Origin of the sequence: Hyphobacterium sp. (genome assembly GCF_043584775.1) — a bacterium.
Classification (GTDB): domain Bacteria; phylum Pseudomonadota; class Alphaproteobacteria; order Caulobacterales; family Maricaulaceae; genus Hyphobacterium.
Genome location: NZ_CP121327.1, coordinates 2,131,497 through 2,146,867, shown reverse-complemented (window position 1 = coordinate 2,146,867; position 15,371 = coordinate 2,131,497). Strand labels below are relative to the sequence as shown.

At 61.6% G+C, this 15,371-nt stretch carries 18 protein-coding genes; 15 read left to right on the top strand and 3 right to left on the bottom strand.

Going from position 1 to position 15,371, the window contains the following annotated elements:
- Positions 1–56: 56 nt before the first annotated feature.
- The 3 genes from P0D52_RS10765 to P0D52_RS10755 are packed head-to-tail and all read left to right on the top strand — an operon-like array spanning position 57 to position 1,630.
- On the top strand, positions 57–1,034 hold the full coding sequence (locus tag P0D52_RS10765; RefSeq protein WP_394694789.1) for a peptidylprolyl isomerase: 978 nt from the start codon (positions 57–59) through the stop codon (positions 1,032–1,034).
- A gap of 39 nt (positions 1,035–1,073) precedes the next feature.
- The gene (gene mutT, locus P0D52_RS10760; protein ID WP_394692656.1) at positions 1,074–1,484 is read left to right on the top strand and encodes an 8-oxo-dGTP diphosphatase MutT; all 411 of its coding nucleotides are present in this window, start codon (positions 1,074–1,076) and stop codon (positions 1,482–1,484) included.
- A gap of 11 nt (positions 1,485–1,495) precedes the next feature.
- Complete coding sequence (locus P0D52_RS10755) at positions 1,496–1,630, top strand: Flp family type IVb pilin (RefSeq protein ID WP_394692655.1); 135 nt, start codon at positions 1,496–1,498, stop codon at positions 1,628–1,630.
- Here P0D52_RS10755 and P0D52_RS10750 read toward each other — a convergent pair.
- Positions 1,627–2,529, bottom strand: coding sequence for a methyltransferase domain-containing protein (locus tag P0D52_RS10750; RefSeq protein WP_394692654.1), 903 nt, complete (start codon positions 2,527–2,529; stop codon positions 1,627–1,629). The two genes, P0D52_RS10755 and P0D52_RS10750, sit on opposite strands and share 4 nt — an antisense overlap.
- Here P0D52_RS10750 and P0D52_RS10745 point away from each other — a divergent pair.
- Genes P0D52_RS10745 through P0D52_RS10730 form a run of 4 tightly spaced genes read left to right on the top strand, consistent with a single transcriptional unit; the run spans position 2,520 to position 4,875 of the window.
- Entirely contained in the window at positions 2,520–3,293 is a 774-nt protein-coding gene (locus tag P0D52_RS10745; protein WP_394692653.1) for a ComF family protein, read from the top strand. The genes P0D52_RS10750 and P0D52_RS10745 overlap by 10 nt on opposite strands.
- A gap of 31 nt (positions 3,294–3,324) precedes the next feature.
- Positions 3,325–3,582, top strand: coding sequence for a glutaredoxin 3 (gene grxC / locus P0D52_RS10740; protein ID WP_394692652.1), 258 nt, complete (start codon positions 3,325–3,327; stop codon positions 3,580–3,582).
- A 4-nt stretch (positions 3,583–3,586) separates the two neighbouring features.
- Positions 3,587–4,402 (top strand): carbon-nitrogen hydrolase family protein, encoded by an 816-nt coding sequence (locus P0D52_RS10735; RefSeq protein WP_394692651.1) that lies wholly within the window; start codon positions 3,587–3,589, stop codon positions 4,400–4,402.
- A 47-nt stretch (positions 4,403–4,449) separates the two neighbouring features.
- Positions 4,450–4,875: a DUF1178 family protein gene (locus P0D52_RS10730; protein ID WP_394692650.1), complete on the top strand. Its 426-nt coding sequence runs from the start codon at positions 4,450–4,452 to the stop codon at positions 4,873–4,875.
- On the opposite strand, the gene ubiG is transcribed toward P0D52_RS10730, so the two are convergent.
- Positions 4,872–5,636 carry a bifunctional 2-polyprenyl-6-hydroxyphenol methylase/3-demethylubiquinol 3-O-methyltransferase UbiG gene (ubiG, locus tag P0D52_RS10725; protein WP_394692649.1) on the bottom strand — a complete coding sequence of 255 codons (765 nt, stop codon included), beginning with the start codon at positions 5,634–5,636 and terminating at the stop codon, positions 4,872–4,874. The two genes, P0D52_RS10730 and ubiG, sit on opposite strands and share 4 nt — an antisense overlap.
- Positions 5,637–5,756: 120 nt before the next feature.
- Here ubiG and P0D52_RS10720 point away from each other — a divergent pair, with 120 nt between their 5' ends.
- From P0D52_RS10720 to P0D52_RS10690, 7 genes are all read left to right on the top strand, one after another.
- The gene (locus P0D52_RS10720) at positions 5,757–6,977 is read left to right on the top strand and encodes an aspartate kinase (RefSeq protein WP_394692648.1); all 1,221 of its coding nucleotides are present in this window, start codon (positions 5,757–5,759) and stop codon (positions 6,975–6,977) included.
- The gene (gene ptsP, locus P0D52_RS10715) at positions 6,974–9,292 is read left to right on the top strand and encodes a phosphoenolpyruvate--protein phosphotransferase (protein WP_394692647.1); all 2,319 of its coding nucleotides are present in this window, start codon (positions 6,974–6,976) and stop codon (positions 9,290–9,292) included. Before P0D52_RS10720 ends, ptsP begins: the two co-directional genes overlap by 4 nt.
- Before the next feature lie 84 nt (positions 9,293–9,376).
- Positions 9,377–10,231 (top strand): RodZ domain-containing protein, encoded by an 855-nt coding sequence (locus tag P0D52_RS10710; protein ID WP_394692646.1) that lies wholly within the window; start codon positions 9,377–9,379, stop codon positions 10,229–10,231.
- A gap of 70 nt (positions 10,232–10,301) precedes the next feature.
- Positions 10,302–11,429: a flavodoxin-dependent (E)-4-hydroxy-3-methylbut-2-enyl-diphosphate synthase gene (gene ispG, locus P0D52_RS10705; protein WP_394692645.1), complete on the top strand. Its 1,128-nt coding sequence runs from the start codon at positions 10,302–10,304 to the stop codon at positions 11,427–11,429.
- A gap of 45 nt (positions 11,430–11,474) precedes the next feature.
- A complete protein-coding gene (locus tag P0D52_RS10700; RefSeq protein WP_394692644.1) occupies positions 11,475–12,011 on the top strand; it encodes a hypothetical protein in 537 nt (178 codons plus the stop codon).
- Positions 12,008–12,346, top strand: coding sequence for an ArsC/Spx/MgsR family protein (locus P0D52_RS10695; protein WP_394692643.1), 339 nt, complete (start codon positions 12,008–12,010; stop codon positions 12,344–12,346). Before P0D52_RS10700 ends, P0D52_RS10695 begins: the two co-directional genes overlap by 4 nt.
- Before the next feature lie 2 nt (positions 12,347–12,348).
- Positions 12,349–13,434, top strand: coding sequence for a threonine aldolase family protein (locus P0D52_RS10690; RefSeq protein WP_394692642.1), 1,086 nt, complete (start codon positions 12,349–12,351; stop codon positions 13,432–13,434).
- Here P0D52_RS10690 and P0D52_RS10685 read toward each other — a convergent pair.
- The gene (locus tag P0D52_RS10685) at positions 13,431–14,540 is read right to left on the bottom strand and encodes a hypothetical protein (RefSeq protein WP_394692641.1); all 1,110 of its coding nucleotides are present in this window, start codon (positions 14,538–14,540) and stop codon (positions 13,431–13,433) included. The genes P0D52_RS10690 and P0D52_RS10685 overlap by 4 nt on opposite strands.
- Before the next feature lie 210 nt (positions 14,541–14,750).
- On the opposite strand from P0D52_RS10685, the gene P0D52_RS10680 reads away from it, so the two are divergent.
- Entirely contained in the window at positions 14,751–15,341 is a 591-nt protein-coding gene (locus P0D52_RS10680; RefSeq protein WP_394692640.1) for a TIGR00730 family Rossman fold protein, read from the top strand.
- Positions 15,342–15,371 lie beyond the last annotated feature (30 nt).

Below are 15,371 nucleotides of genomic sequence, written 5' to 3'. Positions count from 1 at the left end.
CGAAACCGGCTTCATTGAAACCGGATTTGACTTAAGGACGCGCGGTATAGGTGTCAATGAAACGCGGCTGCAATATCCCCACTTCGGCAAGGACTTTGGCAAGCCTGATGGTTTTGCTGGTGGCCGCGGCTTGCGGCAGTCCCGAGACTGTTGAAACCGGCACCGCCCCTTTGCCCCCGCCCGATAACGCCGTCGCGCAGGTCGATCAGACCATCATTTACAATGCCGGCGTTCAACGCGAAGCCCTTGCTCAGGGGCTGATCGAGGAGGGCGGGCACCTTGCCGCCGATGACTCGGAATATGAGCGCATCGTCGAGGAGTTGATTGATCAGCGCCTGCTGGCGATCGAGGCCCGGCGCCGCGGCCTGCAGAATTCGCCTGAAGCGCGCAGACGAATTGCCGCAGCTGAAGAACGCATCCTAGGCAACATCCTGCTGGAGACGGTCATCGCCGAACAGGTCACGGAAGAAGCCGCGCACCGTCTTTACAGCGAGCAGACCGGCCTGGCGCGTCCCGGCGAGCAGATTCGCGCTCGGCATATTCTGGTCGATACGCGCGAAACCGCCGACGCCATTATCGGTCTGGCCAATGATGGCCGGGACTTTGCCGAGCTGGCCGTTCAGTATTCCACCGACATCGCCACGCGCGTCCAGGGCGGGGATCTGGGATATTTCTCCCGGGACGGCGTTCTGCCGGATATCGCGGCTCTGGCCTTTTCCTCCGAGGAGGGCGAGGTCGTCGGACCTGTAGAGACCGCGTCGGGATGGCACGTACTCTATATCGTGGATCGCCGGTCGCCTGAAGGCCCCGCCTTTGAAGAAATGCGCGGATCTATAGTCCGCTTTCTGACATTCGAGACAATTTCCAACCTTGTGGATCATTTGCGGGAAAGCGCCCGCATCGAACTGATCGAACCCGAAACAGGGACGGTCACGGAGGCCGCGGCGAGCGATGACGCGGGAGCACCGGATATTGAGCTCGACGCGCCAGCCGCTGAGAGCGAAACGGACGCACAAGAGACGAACGAAGATTAACCCTGTTTGCTCACGCGATTTTAAGGACAGTTTGTCAATATGACTGATGTGAAGCCGGTTTTGCTGGTAGCAGCCTGTGCCCTGCGTGATGCGGATGGACGGGTTCTTATTGCGCAAAGGCCGGTGGGCAAGGCCTTGGCCGGGAAGTGGGAATTTCCGGGTGGCAAGGTCGAAACCGGGGAAACACCCGAACAGACCATCGTTCGGGAATTGCGCGAGGAGCTAGGGATCGAACCATGCGAAAGCTGTCTACAGCCCTTCGCCTTTGCCTCTCATCCCTACGAGGCCTTCCATCTCGTGATGCCGCTATTCATATGTCGCCGATGGGATGGGTTTATCTCCCCCCAGGAAGGTCAGGCGATAGCCTGGGTGAGACCCGGCAAGCTGCTGGATTTCGATCTGGCGCCCGCCGATCAGCCGCTCGCCGCCGAAATTCGCGATCGCTTGTAAAGCGCTTTGCGATGGATTCAGGCGGCGCAACCGCCATCGAATATTCGATTATTATCGCCCTGATCGCGTTTCTGACCGTTGCGGCTCTGACCCTGATCGGACCGCAAGTCCTGCAAATGCTGACAAATGCCGGCTCCGCTTTCTAGCGACCGGCTTTCTCGCCTGCTGATCTTTCAGTGACACCGAGCGCATCGGCCAGCCGCACCGTGGCCGATCCTGGCCGTTTGGGTCGCGGCTGATCGGGATGAGGCGCCCATCCGCCAGCATGAATGATCTCGAAACTCGCGCCGATTTTCCGATCCGGATCGGCAAAGCGTTCTGAATAGATTTCCGCCATGCGCACGAAGAAATGCTTGCCCCGGGGCGTGCGGGGACGATCCGCCAGAATGCTGGTCTCGCCCATTTTGCGCAGATCCCGCATCAGAACGAAGGCATTGCCATAGCGCACCGTCACCCGGTCGACATCCGTCACCGGCATGGCAAATCCCGCGCGTTGAAGCAGCCCGGCCATGTCCGTCGTATCGGCGAACGGCGAAACCCGCGCCGCAGCGCCGCCATACAGCTCGGTTTCTGCGGCCATCAGCGACTGGCGCAATTCCTTCAGGCTGGCCCCGCCAATAACGGCGCCGGCAAAGAAGCCATCGCTTTTCAGCGCCCGGTTGATCTGGACCAGCGCGCCCGGCAAATCATTGGCCCAGTGCAGCGATAGCGGCGCGAGAACGAGGTCGAAACTCTCATCGGCAAAGGGCAGGGCTTCTTCATCGACGCAGGCATCCACGGCGAGCCGCTCGGCAAGATCGGTTTCGATCAGTGCGCCAATTTTGGCCGCGGCGCCGGGCCGGTCTTTCAGGGCACGGCCCGCAGCACCGCCTCCGCCCAGCACCAGCGCGCGCGGAAAGTCGCGGCTGATACTCTCCACCCGGTCCAGCAAATCGTCGATCGCCCGTTGCAACAGGAAGTCATATTCGTGCAGGCTGTGCGCGGCACGGTTGCGGCGCTGTCTCAACAGGCGGCGATCAAACAGGGCAGGGGGCGATGAAGTCATGGGTCCGATATGGCGCGTTAGGCGCCGTAAGAAAAGCCGGGACTGCGGTCGGCAATCTGATCTGGCCGCCCATATCTCCGCTCACCGGCGGTCCTGTCAGCGCGACCGGACAGCTGGAAGCCGCCAGCTGGGCGGATATCCATTTCCTCGATGCCCCCTGGTGTGACACTTGTGGTCTGCCCTTTTCCTACTGGGTTGGCACAGGTGCCGAATGCGGGGCGTGCGCCGCCCGCGCCCCGGCGGTGCACAAGGCGAGAGCGGCCTTTGCCTATGAGGACAAATCCCGGCAATTGGTTCTGGATTTCAAGCATGGCGGGCGGCTGGATGCACTCGACCAGCTGGCGCGCTGGATGGTGCGCGCCGGCCCCGATGTGCTAGCGGGCGCTCAGGCCCTGATCCCCGTGCCGCTGCATCCGACGCGGCTTTTCACGCGGCGCTATAATCAGTCTGCCTTGCTGGCAAAAGCGGTATCGAAGCGCACCGGCATTCCGGTCGCGAGCGAATGGCTGGTGCGCAAACGCCGGACTCCGACGCAAGCCGGGCAATCGGGCAAGGCGCGCCGCCGCAATGTAGCGGGCGCCTTTGCGGTCACCGCCGCAGGCCGGACGGAACTGCCGGGCAAGACCGTCGTTCTGATCGATGATGTGATGACCACCGGGGCGACTTTTGAAGCCTGCGCAAAGCCGCTTTTGAATTCCGGGGCGACATTTGTGAATGCTCTGGCGTTGTCCCGCGTTGTGAAACCGACAGATCCCACTACATAAGGAAAAAGAAGTCTCACCGGAGAGAGATGGTATGGCCAAAGTCACGATCTACACCCGTCCGATGTGCGGCTATTGCAGCCGCGCTGTCAGCCTGCTGAAGAAGAAGGGTGTCGAATTTGAAGAAATCGACGCCGGCTTTGACGCGGACAAGCGCGCGGAAATGGTGCAGCGGTCCAATGGCGGACGCACTTTCCCGCAAATCTTTATCGGGGACGATCATATTGGCGGCTCGGACGACATGATGCGTCTGGAGCGTGCCGGGAAGCTGGATGCGCTTTTGAGCGCCTGATCCGATGCGGATTGCCCTCATCCAGATGCGGTCCGGCGTTGATGTCGCCGCCAACCTTGCCGACGCAGACCGCCTGATCCGCGAGGCAGCGGCCAAGGGCGCGCGTTTTGTCGCGACGCCGGAAACGACACATCTGGTTCAAAAAGACGCCGAAAAACTCTTCGCGGTGCTGAAGCATCCCGATGATGATCCGGCTCTGCCATTTTTCGCAAAGCTCGCCAAGGAATTGGGCATCACCCTGCTGATCGGCTCGATGGCGTTGCGTGGGCCGGGAAACCGCGCTGTCAATCGCTCGCACCTTTTCGGCACGGATGGCCAGCTGATCGCGACCTATGACAAGGCGCATATGTTCGATGTCGGGCTCGGGCAGGGCGAAACCTATTCGGAATCCACCCATTATGACGCGGGGGACCGCGCCGTACTGGCCGAAATTCCCGGCGCGAAACTCGGCCTGACGATCTGCTATGATGTGCGCTTTGCCTATCTCTATCGCCGCCTGGCTCAGGCGGGCGCCCAGATCATTACCGTGCCCTCGGCCTTCACACGGCCGACCGGCAAGGCGCATTGGGAAATTCTCCTGCGCGCCCGCGCCATCGAGACCGGCAGCTATATTCTGGCACCGGCTCAGGGCGGGCTGCATGAGGACGGGCGAAAGACCTGGGGACATTCCCTCGTCATCAGCCCCTGGGGAGAAATCATCGCCGAACTGGACCATGACGATCCGGCTGTTCTCATCGCCGATCTCGATATGACGAAGGTTGAAACCGCCCGGACGCGTATCCCGTCGCTACGGCATGATCGTGAGATATCCGGCGCTTAAGCGGCGGACATCTTGGCGTTTCGCGCCAAATTGCCCATATAAAGACCATGATCCGATACGCGCTCATCTGTGATGCCTCGCATGAGTTCGAGGCCTGGTTCCGGAATTCGGACGATTTCGACGTCCAGTCCGATGCCGGTCTTGTCGAATGCCCGCATTGCGCTTCGACGGAGGTCCGAAAGGCGATCATGGCACCGTCGATCGCCCGCAGCAGCGGGAAATCCGCTGCTGACCCGCAGAAAATGATGATGGAAATGGCGGGAGAGATCCGCAGCCATATTGCCGAGAATTTCGACTATGTCGGGGACAAATTCGCGACCGAGGCGCGCGCCATGCATGATGGTGAAAAGCCGGAACGCGCGATTTATGGCGAAACCACGCCGGAAGAGGCCATTGCGCTTAAAGATGAGGGCGTGCCCTGCGCGCCCTTGCCGGATCCACTGGTCCCGGCTCAGGCGAAGAAGCTGAACTAGCCCGCTTTCACCGCCGGCATCATGTAATTCACCGAGGCATCGCCGGTGATCTCGAACTCGTCCCTCAGGGGATTGTAGCTGACACCGACGGGCGCTTGCACATCCAGCCCTTCGGCGGATAGCGCCGAGCGGATTTCCTCCGGCTTCACCAGCTTTTCGAAGCGGTGCGTGCCGTGCGGCAGCCAGCGCATCACCCATTCCGCGCCGAAAATGGCAAAAACAAAGGCTTTGGATGTGCGGTTGATCGTGCCGACCACCATCAGCCCTCCCGGTTTCAGCAGTTTCGCGCAGTCGCGCAGGAACTGGTCCGGATTGGCCACATGCTCGACCACTTCCAGATTGAGCACGACGTCAAACTGCGCCTCGCCCTCCTCCAGCAATTGCTCGGCCGTGCCATGGCGGTAGTCGATGGTCAGGCCCTGTTCCTCGGCATGGATCTTGGCGGTCTTGATATTGGGTTCAGCCGCATCCACGGCGGTCACGCTTGCCCCCAGCCGCGCCATCGGTTCGGCGATCAGCCCGCCGCCACAACCGATATCCAGCAGCTTCAGCCCTTTGAGTGGCTCTGCTCCGCTCTTCAGATTGAAGTGGCTGATCAGTGCATCCCGGATATAGCCGATCCGGGCCGGATTGAATTTGTGCAGCGGTTTGAACTTGGACTCAGGGTCCCACCATTCGGCCGCCATGCGTGAGAATTTCTCGACCTCTTCCGGGTCGATGGAGGGGCTGGAAAGTTTTTCCGGGGCTTCGGCATGGGCCATGTCGAATTCTCTTTTTCCGCTTTGAATTTCTGTTCTGCCATAATATGGCCTCGCAGAGGCGCACTTTCGAGCCCGGTGTGAAGCGGTTATACGCCGCAGCACAGTATGCGAGGGTCAGTTTTGACCACAAGGGTAATGAAATTCGGGGGCACATCGGTCGGTTCGCTGGAGCGAATCCGTGCCTGTGCGGCCATTGTCGCGGCCGAATGTACGCGCGGTGAACGCGTGGCTGTCGTTGTGTCGGCCATGGCGGGAGAGACGGATCGCCTGCTGTCGCTGGCCGGTAATCTCGGATTCGGCCTCGGCGATGAAGAAACCGATGTCGTCCTCAGCGCCGGCGAGCAGATCAGCGCCGCGCTCATGTCCATGGCGCTCAGCCAGAATGGCCTGACGGCGCGCTCCTTCCTCGGCTGGCAGGCGCGAATCCGCACGGATGGCCCGCCGGGCTCAGCCCGCATCAGCGGCCTGGATGCCTCGCCCATACGCGGTGCGATGGATGAAGGCTGTATTCCGGTGATGGCGGGCTTTCAGGGGGCCTCCATCAATGAGCGCGTCAGAACGCTGGGCCGGGGCGGAACCGACCTGTCCGCCGTCGCCCTTGCTGCCGCGCTGGAAGCGCATTGTGATATCTATACCGATGTTGATGGTGTGTTCACCACAGACCCGCGAATCGAGCCCAAAGCCCGCCGCATTGATAAGATCAGTTATGATGAGATGCTCGAACTCGCCGCACAGGGCGCAAAAGTGCTACAGACCCGCTCGGCAGAGTTTGCCAAGGCACGCAGCGTCCCCTTGCGGGTCTTGTCCAGCTTTGCCGAACCGGGCCAGTCAGAAGGCACAATGATCATGCAGGCCGAAGACATCGCCGAACGCCGAATCGTTTCCGGAATCGCCTATGCGCGGGATCAAGCCCGCATCGCGCTGCGCGGCCTGTCGTCCGCGCCGGGTGCGGCGGCCGCCATTTTTGGCGGACTGGCCGATGCCGATATCGGCATTGATATGATCGTGCAGTCGCCATCCAGCGAAAGCGGGCGGGCCAATCTCGAATTCACCGTGGATCGTCGTGATCTGGACAAGGCGCTGGTCTGTATCGGCGAAAGCGACGCGCATGACGTGCTCAGCGAGACCGGGCTGGCGAAAGTGTCGGTGGTCGGCCTTGGCCTCAATCGCCGCGCGGATGTTGCGCGCATTCTCTATGGCGCGCTGGCCAGACAGAAAATCGCCATCCGCACGGTATCGACCTCCGAAATCAAGATCAGCGTCCTGATCGAGAATGACGCAGTAGAGAATGCCGTGCGCGCGCTCCACGCGGCCTATGGCCTGGATGACGCGGCAGCATGATGGATGAAGCGATCGATACGACCGACCTGAAAAATCTCGCGCCGGGTCCGCGCCGCCTGCTGAAGCGGCTGCGGGCGCTGATGGCGGATCAGGACAATGCGCAAAAGCGGCTGGACAATCTCACCGGCATGATCGCCGAGGAAACCGGTTCGGACGTGTCGTCCATCTATCTGGCGCGGCGCAGTGGCTCGCTCGAACTGTGCGCCACCCACGGCCTGCGTCAGGATGCGGTTCATAATACCCGCCTCCAGCATGGCGAAGGCCTGGTCGGGCAGGTCGCCCTGACCGCCAAGCCGCTGGCCGTGGCTGACGCGCCCAAACATCCCTCCTTTTCCTACCGGCCCGAAACCGGCGAGGAACCCTTCACCTCCTTCATCGGCGTACCCATCCTGCGCGGCGGCCGTCTCGTCGGTGTACTGACCAGCCAGACCACACATGAGCGCAAGCTCGCCGATGGCGAGATCGAGACTCTCCAGACCGTGGCCATGATCCTCGCGGAAATCATCGCGTCCGGTGAGATCATCGCGCCCGAGGAGCTGGCCGGACTCGATGTACGGCCGACCCGGCCAGACCGCTTTCAGGGCGGCGCCTTCTCGCCCGGTCTGGCCATTGGCGTAGCCGTGGTGCATGAGCCACATGTTTCGCCGGTCCGTCTGATTGCCGATGATCCGGAAGACGAGGAAGCCCGGCTCGACATCGCCATCAATGAACTTCGCAAGGCGATAGACAGCATGCTGGATGGCAACCGCCTTCCCTTCGGTGGGCCGACCCGCGACGTGCTGGAAGCCTATCGCATGTTTGCCCATGACCGCGGCTGGCTGGCCCAGTTGCGCGATGCGGTGCGTCAGGGCCTGACAGCGGAAGCAGCCGTTGAACGCGTCCGCAACGAGCACCGCGCGCGCCTGATGCAGGCCAAGGATCAGAATTTCCGCGAGCGGCTGCATGATCTCGAAGATCTGGCCAATCGCCTGCTGCGCCATCTCGATGAAAACAATACCGATGCCGGCGCGCCCTTGCCGGACAATACCATTCTGATCGCCCGCTCCATCGGGCCGGCCGAACTGCTGGACTATGACCGGTCCAAGCTGAAAGGTCTCGCGCTGGAAGAAGGTTCGGCCTCCAGCCATGCCGTGATTGTCGCCAAGGCGCTCGGCATCCCGCTGGTCGGTCAGGTCGAAGGCGCGCTCGACCGGGTGGAAAATGGCGATACGGTCATCCTCGATGGCGAGTTCGGTCTGCTCCATATTCGCCCGACCGAAGAAGTGCGCGAAGCTTATGCGGACCGCGCCAAAGCGATTTCCCGGCAAGCCGCCGCCTTCGCCCGGTTGAAGGATGCACCCTCCATCTCCGCAGATGGTCAGCCTTTCGAGCTGCATCTCAATGCGGGTTTGCTGGTGGAATTGAAGCGCCTCGAAGAAACCGGTGCGGCGGGTATCGGCCTGTTCCGGACCGAATTCCAGTTCATGGTGTCCGATACGCTGCCCTCCGTTGTCGAGCAGGCCAAGCTTTACAAGGCAGTGGTGGATGCCTGCGGCGATCGTCCGGCGGTCTTTCGCACCCTCGATCTCGGCGGCGACAAGGTGACCGCCAGCGCCCCGGCCATGCGCGAACCCAATCCGGCACTGGGGTGGCGGGCTATCCGCATGGGACTCGACCGGCCCGGCCTGTTGCGGCTGCAATTGCGCGCCCTGATCGAAGCCGCCGGCGGCAAGGAGCTGGATGTTCTTTTCCCGATGATTGCCGCCCCTTGGGAATTCTTTGCCGCCCGCGACATGCTGGAGGCGGAAATCGCGCGGGCTGAGAAATACGGTCACAAGCTGCCGAAAAAATGGCGGGCCGGCCTGATGCTGGAAACGCCGGGCATGGCCTTTGCCATTGATGAGGCCCTGCCGCGCGTTGATTTCGTGGCCGTCGGGGCCAACGATCTGATGCAGTATTTCTTCGCCGCGGACCGCCTGAATGCGCGGGTCTCAAACCGCTATGATATCCTGTCTCCAGCGGCTTTGCGGCTGTTCCGGTCCATCCAGGCCTCCTGTGCCGTGCACAACGTGCCCGTCTCGGTTTGCGGTGAAACCGCCAGCCGACCGCTGGAGGCTGCTGTGCTTCTCGCGCTGGGATACAAGAAACTGTCCATGGCCGCCTCCAGCATCGCGCCCGTGCGCACCTTGCTGAACGGTCTGGACGTTGAAAAACTTGGCGCATGGCTTGCATGCCGGCTGGATAATCCGGGGCGCACTTTGCGCGACGAATTGATGAAAGCAGGCTCTGATGCAGGTTTACCGCCTGAAGCTGTTGATAACTCGCCTCTCATCTGAAACTATCAGTGCTTACGTGCCTGACGGGCGAAGTCAGCGCGTTTCAAGAGAATCTGGCCTCAAGAGCCACAGAAAGCAGGGTGGATGATGTCCCAAGGGACGTCCAATACAGGGTTTGTGCCCGTTGACGCCGTTTATTCCGGCTCCGGCAATGCCTATACGCGCCTGACAGCCGGAGAACGTCTGCGTGAAGCCCGCACCAAGTTGGGCCTGACACTCGACAGTGCAGCGGCCCGCACACGCATTCGCCGCGATTATCTGGAAGCGCTGGAGACGATGGATCCGCGCGGCCTGCCGGCGCAGGCCTATGCGATCGGCTATCTGCGCACCTATGCCCGCTTTCTGTCCCTGGACGATGCCGCTCTGGTCGAGCAGTTCAAAAGCGAAGCCGATACCCAGACCGGCCGCGCCACGCCAACCGCTCCGCAGCAGCAACGCGAAATCAAGCTGCCGCGCGGCCTGATCGGCGTGATCGTCATCCTTGTCCTCGTGGCACTGGTGGCGTGGTGGTATTCCAACGCGATTTCCGGCGAGACCGTTTTCGACGATATTCCGCCACCGCCCGATGATGTGATGAGCCAGAATGGTGGTAATGACGTCTTTGCCGCGGATCTGCCGCAGGTCGCGGCCGCCGACATCTGGTCGGGTCTGCCGTCGCTCAATCCGACAGACGACGAGATTCCCGATATTACCCTGCGCGCCAGCGCGCCGGTCTTCCTGGAAGTCCGCGACAGTGCGGGCCGTATCCTGTTTTCCCGCGAGCTGGGTGTGAACGAGACCTATCGCCCGATTTCCGAGCCCGGCCTGACCATTACCGCAGAAGACGGCGGGCGGATCATGGTCGAGATCGAAGGCGAAGAGGCGCGTCCCCTGGGCGATCCGGGCCAGTCGGTCACCGATGCCCCGCTCATCGCGACTGAAAGCGTCGACCCGGCATAGGGACGCACCCCCTCGCAAGGCAGATCAAACGCGTCTATATCCGGTTGAACCAACCTGATTGAGTCAGCTCATGCACGAACAGCATCGCGAAGTCCGCCCCTGGCGCATGATCGAGCGCCGTAACAGCCGCAAGATTCATGTCGGCAAGGTCGCCGTGGGCGGCGATGCGCCGATCAGCGTGCAGTCCATGACCAATACGCCGACACCGGATGCTTCGGCCACGATCGGACAGATCCGCCGGCTGGAAGAGGCGGGCGCGGATATCGTCCGTGTCTCCTGCCCGGATGAAGACTCAACCGCGGCGCTATCCACCATCGTGAAATCGGTTTCCGTGCCGATCGTTGCGGACATTCATTTCCACTACAAGCGCGGCATTGAGGCGGCCAAAGCGGGCGCGGCCTGTTTGCGCATCAATCCCGGTAACATTGGAAAAATGGACCGCGTGAAAGAGGTCGTGCAGGCCGCCAAGGATCATGGCTGTTCCATTCGCATTGGCGTCAATGGCGGCTCGCTGGAACGGCATCTGCTCGAAAAATACGGCGAGCCCTGTCCCGAAGCCATGGTGGAAAGCGCGCTCGATCACGCCAAAATTCTCGATGATCTGGACTTCCACGAATACAAGATTTCGGTGAAGGCCTCCGACCTTTTCCTGACCGTGGCCGCCTATCAGATGCTGGCCGAAGCCACCGATGCGCCCCTCCATCTCGGCGTCACCGAAGCCGGCGGCGCGCGCATCGGCTCGGTCAAATCCGCCATCGGTATGGGCAATCTCCTCTGGTCGGGCATTGGCGACACCATTCGCGTCTCCCTGTCCGCCGATCCGGTCGAAGAGATCAAGGTCGGCTATGACATCCTCAAATCTCTGGGTTTGCGCACCCGCGGCGTGAACATCATCGCCTGCCCAAGCTGTGCGCGGCAGGGCTTTGACGTCATCAAGACGGTGGAAGCGCTTGAAGCGCGCCTGTCTCACATTTCAGAGCCGATCTCGCTGTCCATCATCGGCTGTGTCGTCAACGGGCCGGGCGAGGCCATGTTCACCGATCTCGGCTTTACCGGCGGCGGCAAGGGCTCGGGCAAGATGTATGTCTCCGGCAAGCCGGATCACAACGTCACCAATGAAGAAATGGTCGAACACATTGCCAGCCTCGTTGAAGCCCGCGCCGAGCAGATGCGCGCGGCCAGGGATGCGGCGGAATAGGAAATTCTAGCTGAAGTTGGTTTTGCAACCTGCTAGACCGACGGCATGACATCAAAGCCGAAGCCATCCGTGACATCTAACCCCCGCGTCCGGCAGATATTGTTGGGGTGGGGCATTACCGTCATTTTGGCTGTGCTTTTTGCGGGCTATTTTGCCGTTTTGGACTGGTTGCCACACGACTGGATCGGTTCGATCGGGTTTGTCTTGGCCTTGTTCTCCATCGCGAATGGGATTGGATGGGCCTACCGGCGGTTTCGCGGAGAAGCTGACACCATCGGCGGCGAATCCCGGATATCAAGCCAGCCGCCGCGCCGCGCACAAACCGCCTATCCCGCACGCTTGATGAACTCCATGACGGTGCCGGTGCTGGGATACTCGCTGCCCTTGGCGTTTATTATCGGCGGAATAACATTGTTCACTGACGGAAGTCTCTCGGGATTTATTATCACGATACTAGCTGTGTTTTTGGTGACGTTGCCTTTTGCCGCGTTTGCGGGGCTAACCATATTTGAGGCCGGTCGACCCGGTCAGTTCGGTCCGGAAAGTTTCAAAATGCCAACAAAGGACGATCAGAACCCATGAAACTCTACGGCCTTAAAAACTGCGATACCTGCAAGAAAGCCATGAAGGCGCTCGATGCTTCTGGGCAGGCTTACACCTTCATCGATATCCGCGCCGAAGCAGATGTGGCCAGCCTCGCTCCTGAATGGTTGCAGCAGGTCGACGCCGCCAAGCTGATTAATACCCGCTCCACCACATGGCGGCAGCTGGACGAGGCAGAGCGCGCCAGAGCCGAAACCAATCCGGCGGGCCTGCTGGCAGCCCACCCGACCCTGGTCAAACGTCCGGTGATCGAGCGCGGCGATGAGGTTTTCGTCGGCTGGACGAAGGATGTTCAGGCCGCATTGGGCGTCTGATCGTGTCCAACCTGCGTGATCAATGCGATATCCGGATCGGTTTTCCCCGCGGCGATGAGGGCTCGCCGGCCCAATGGCTGCGGACGCTCGCCGATTATCTCGAACAGGAAGACGCCACCGACGAAATATACCTCACCGGCAAGCTCGCGGAAAAGCTGGAGGCGTATTGCGCCGACCTGCTCGGCAAGCCCGCCGCGCTCTGGTTTCCCACCGGCACGATGGCGCAGGCTGCCGCCGCACTGATCCATGCCGAGGCGACAGGCCGCAAAACCATCGCCCTGCATCCCACCTCTCACCTTGTCCTGCATGAAGATGATGGCGCTAAGGAACTCCTGAAGCTGGATGTGGCGATCCTGGGCGACTGGCCGCGCGTCATCGAGGCGCGCGACGTTGAGGCGCTCGAAAATGATCCCGCCTGTGCCTTCATCGAATTGCCGCAGCGCCATAATGGGGGGCTCTGCCCGGACTGGCAGACGCTGACCGGCGCGGTCGACGCCATCCATGCCCGTGGCGCAAAGGCGCATATGGACGGCGCTCGCCTGTGGAGCACGCGCAATGCGCTCGGCGGGCGGAGCTATGCGGACATCTGCGCGCCGTTCGACAGCATCTATGCGTCTTTCTACAAGGAGATCGGCGCGCTCGGCGGCGCGATCCTCGCGGGCGATGAGGCCTTTATCGAGCAGGCGAAAATCTGGCGGCACCGGCAGGGCGGCTTGCTGATCCGCGGCTGGCCGATGATCGCCGATACACTGCGCCGCCTGCCCGTCGTGATCGACGCGATGCCCGGCTGGATATCGGCCGCCAAAGAGATTGCCGGGCGCATTCGGGACGCGGGCTTTGAAATCGAGCCCTGGCCGGTTCAGACCAGCATGTTCCATGTCCGCCTGCCGCTGACCAAAGCCGAATTTGCGGCGCATCGCGACGCCATTGCGCGCGAAACTCAGGTCTGGATCGGTGGCTCGGGCTGGGAGCTGGATGGCCGCCCCGGCATGTCGCTGGAAATCGCGGTCGATACACAATTGGCCGCATCCAGCCGCGAAAGACTGTCGGAGGCCTTTGCCCTTTTGAAACGCCGGATTGCCGCCTAATCCACCAAAGTCACGAGCGGCAGGATGATATCTGCCGCATCGCCTTCGCGGCGAACCGAAATCGACTCCGGCATGGGCGCATCGCGGCCTGGCCCGCACCCGCGCTCGGCAACCGGCAGGCCATCGAAATGGGTCAGCACATCGCCCACGGCCAGACCAGCCTCTGTGGCACGGCTGCCGGGTACAATGGCGTCTATGACAACATTCCGGCCCTGCGGCCGGAGCGCCAGTCCATGCGTGATTTCAGCGTCCATGGGGATGGGGCCGTCGCCCTCGATCCGCTCGAGCTGCACGCGTTCGTTTTCGATGTCGAAGGTCCAGTTGAAATGGCGCATCATCATGCCGCCCATGATCTGGGTCTCGGGCACGTCTTCCAGCAGGGGCTGTTCGAAGACGAAATCCCCCAGCCGCACATCCCCGTCCACCCGGCTGCCATCGCGGTATTCGATCCGCGAAAACCGGATGGAGGCCCCGATCGGTTGCGGGTCGCGGATCAGCGGATAGCGTTCGATCCGGTTGAGGGCGAGCGGCGTTCCGGCCGCACCGGAATCAATCAGAACGCGCGGGTCCCGCCGTCCGGGAAAATCAAGCTCGATAAAGGGGCGCACACCGGGCCCCCGCGTTGAAAAGATGGTGGCATTATCTGGCCGGGGCAGTTCGCCTTCATTCAGTCGGATCACGCCATTCTCATAGTCCAGCGTCATCAGGAAATCGCGAAAGAAAGTGTAGCCGAGAATGCCGTCGATCTCGCGGCCCAGCCCGACGGTGAGATGGTCCAGCGGACTCAGCCTGACCGGCAGGCGATTGATATTGAGCGGCCCCATTGTGGCATTGGTGATGTTCACACCATCCAGGTCGCTGACATCCATATTCGCCACACGCGCAATGGAGTCCGGATCGATATGGGTGCGCTCGGCGCCGGTATCATAGATCAGCCAGAGCGTCCGCTCCGCATCGCTTTCGGGCCGCCCCGGCTGGGCGCTGACGACGATCGGCACGAAGAAATAATCCCGGCACATTTCCGTCGGGATGATGAGTTCCTCCTGGGCCAGGGCGGCGACTGGCGTGAACAGAAGGGCGAGGGCAGTCGGGATGATTTTCAGCATGCGGGAATTATTGCCGGACAAATCGCACCGGGGAAGGGGGAAAGCTGCGCTTGTCATCCTCCCCCTCACCCTCGAATACTCGCCTTCACAAGGCTCGCATTCTTTCCCTCTCCCTTGAGGGAGAGGGAGGAGCGCGAAGTCGCGTAGCGATGAGCGGTCAGGGTGAGAGGGTATCTTTCCAACAGCGCTAGAATCCCGCCTAATACGCTCATGACAAACATCACCTCCATCTGCGTCTATTGCGGCTCCAATGCCGGCACCAATCCGGAATACACAGCCGCAGCGAAAGCCATGGGCGAGGCCATCGCCGCGCGCGGACTCACACTCGTTTATGGCGGTGGCAAGGTCGGCCTGATGGGGACGGTTGCGGATGCGGCCCTGGCCGCCGGGGGCAAGGTCGTCGGGATCATCCCGGAATTTCTGGCCCTGAAAGAAGTCGCCCATGCCGGCCTGTCAGAGCTGGTCGTGGTGGACTCCATGCACACCCGCAAAGCGGAAATGGAACGCCGGTCCGATGGCTTCATTGCCATGCCCGGCGGGATCGGGACGATGGAAGAACTCTTCGAAATCTGGACCTGGAGCCAGCTCGGCCAACACCGCAAACCCTGCGGCCTGCTGGATGCAGCGGGCTATTTCGCCGACCTCAATGCCTTTCTGGACCGCATGGCCACGGACGGTTTCGTTAACCCCGAACACCGCGCCATGTTGCATTGCAGTGAAGACCCGGCGGCTTTGCTGGACGCCTTTGCGGCCTATGACGCCCCGCCCGCGGATATCCGTATCAAGGTCATGCAAACCTGACGACTTTCCATTCGCCGCGAATTCCGGTCT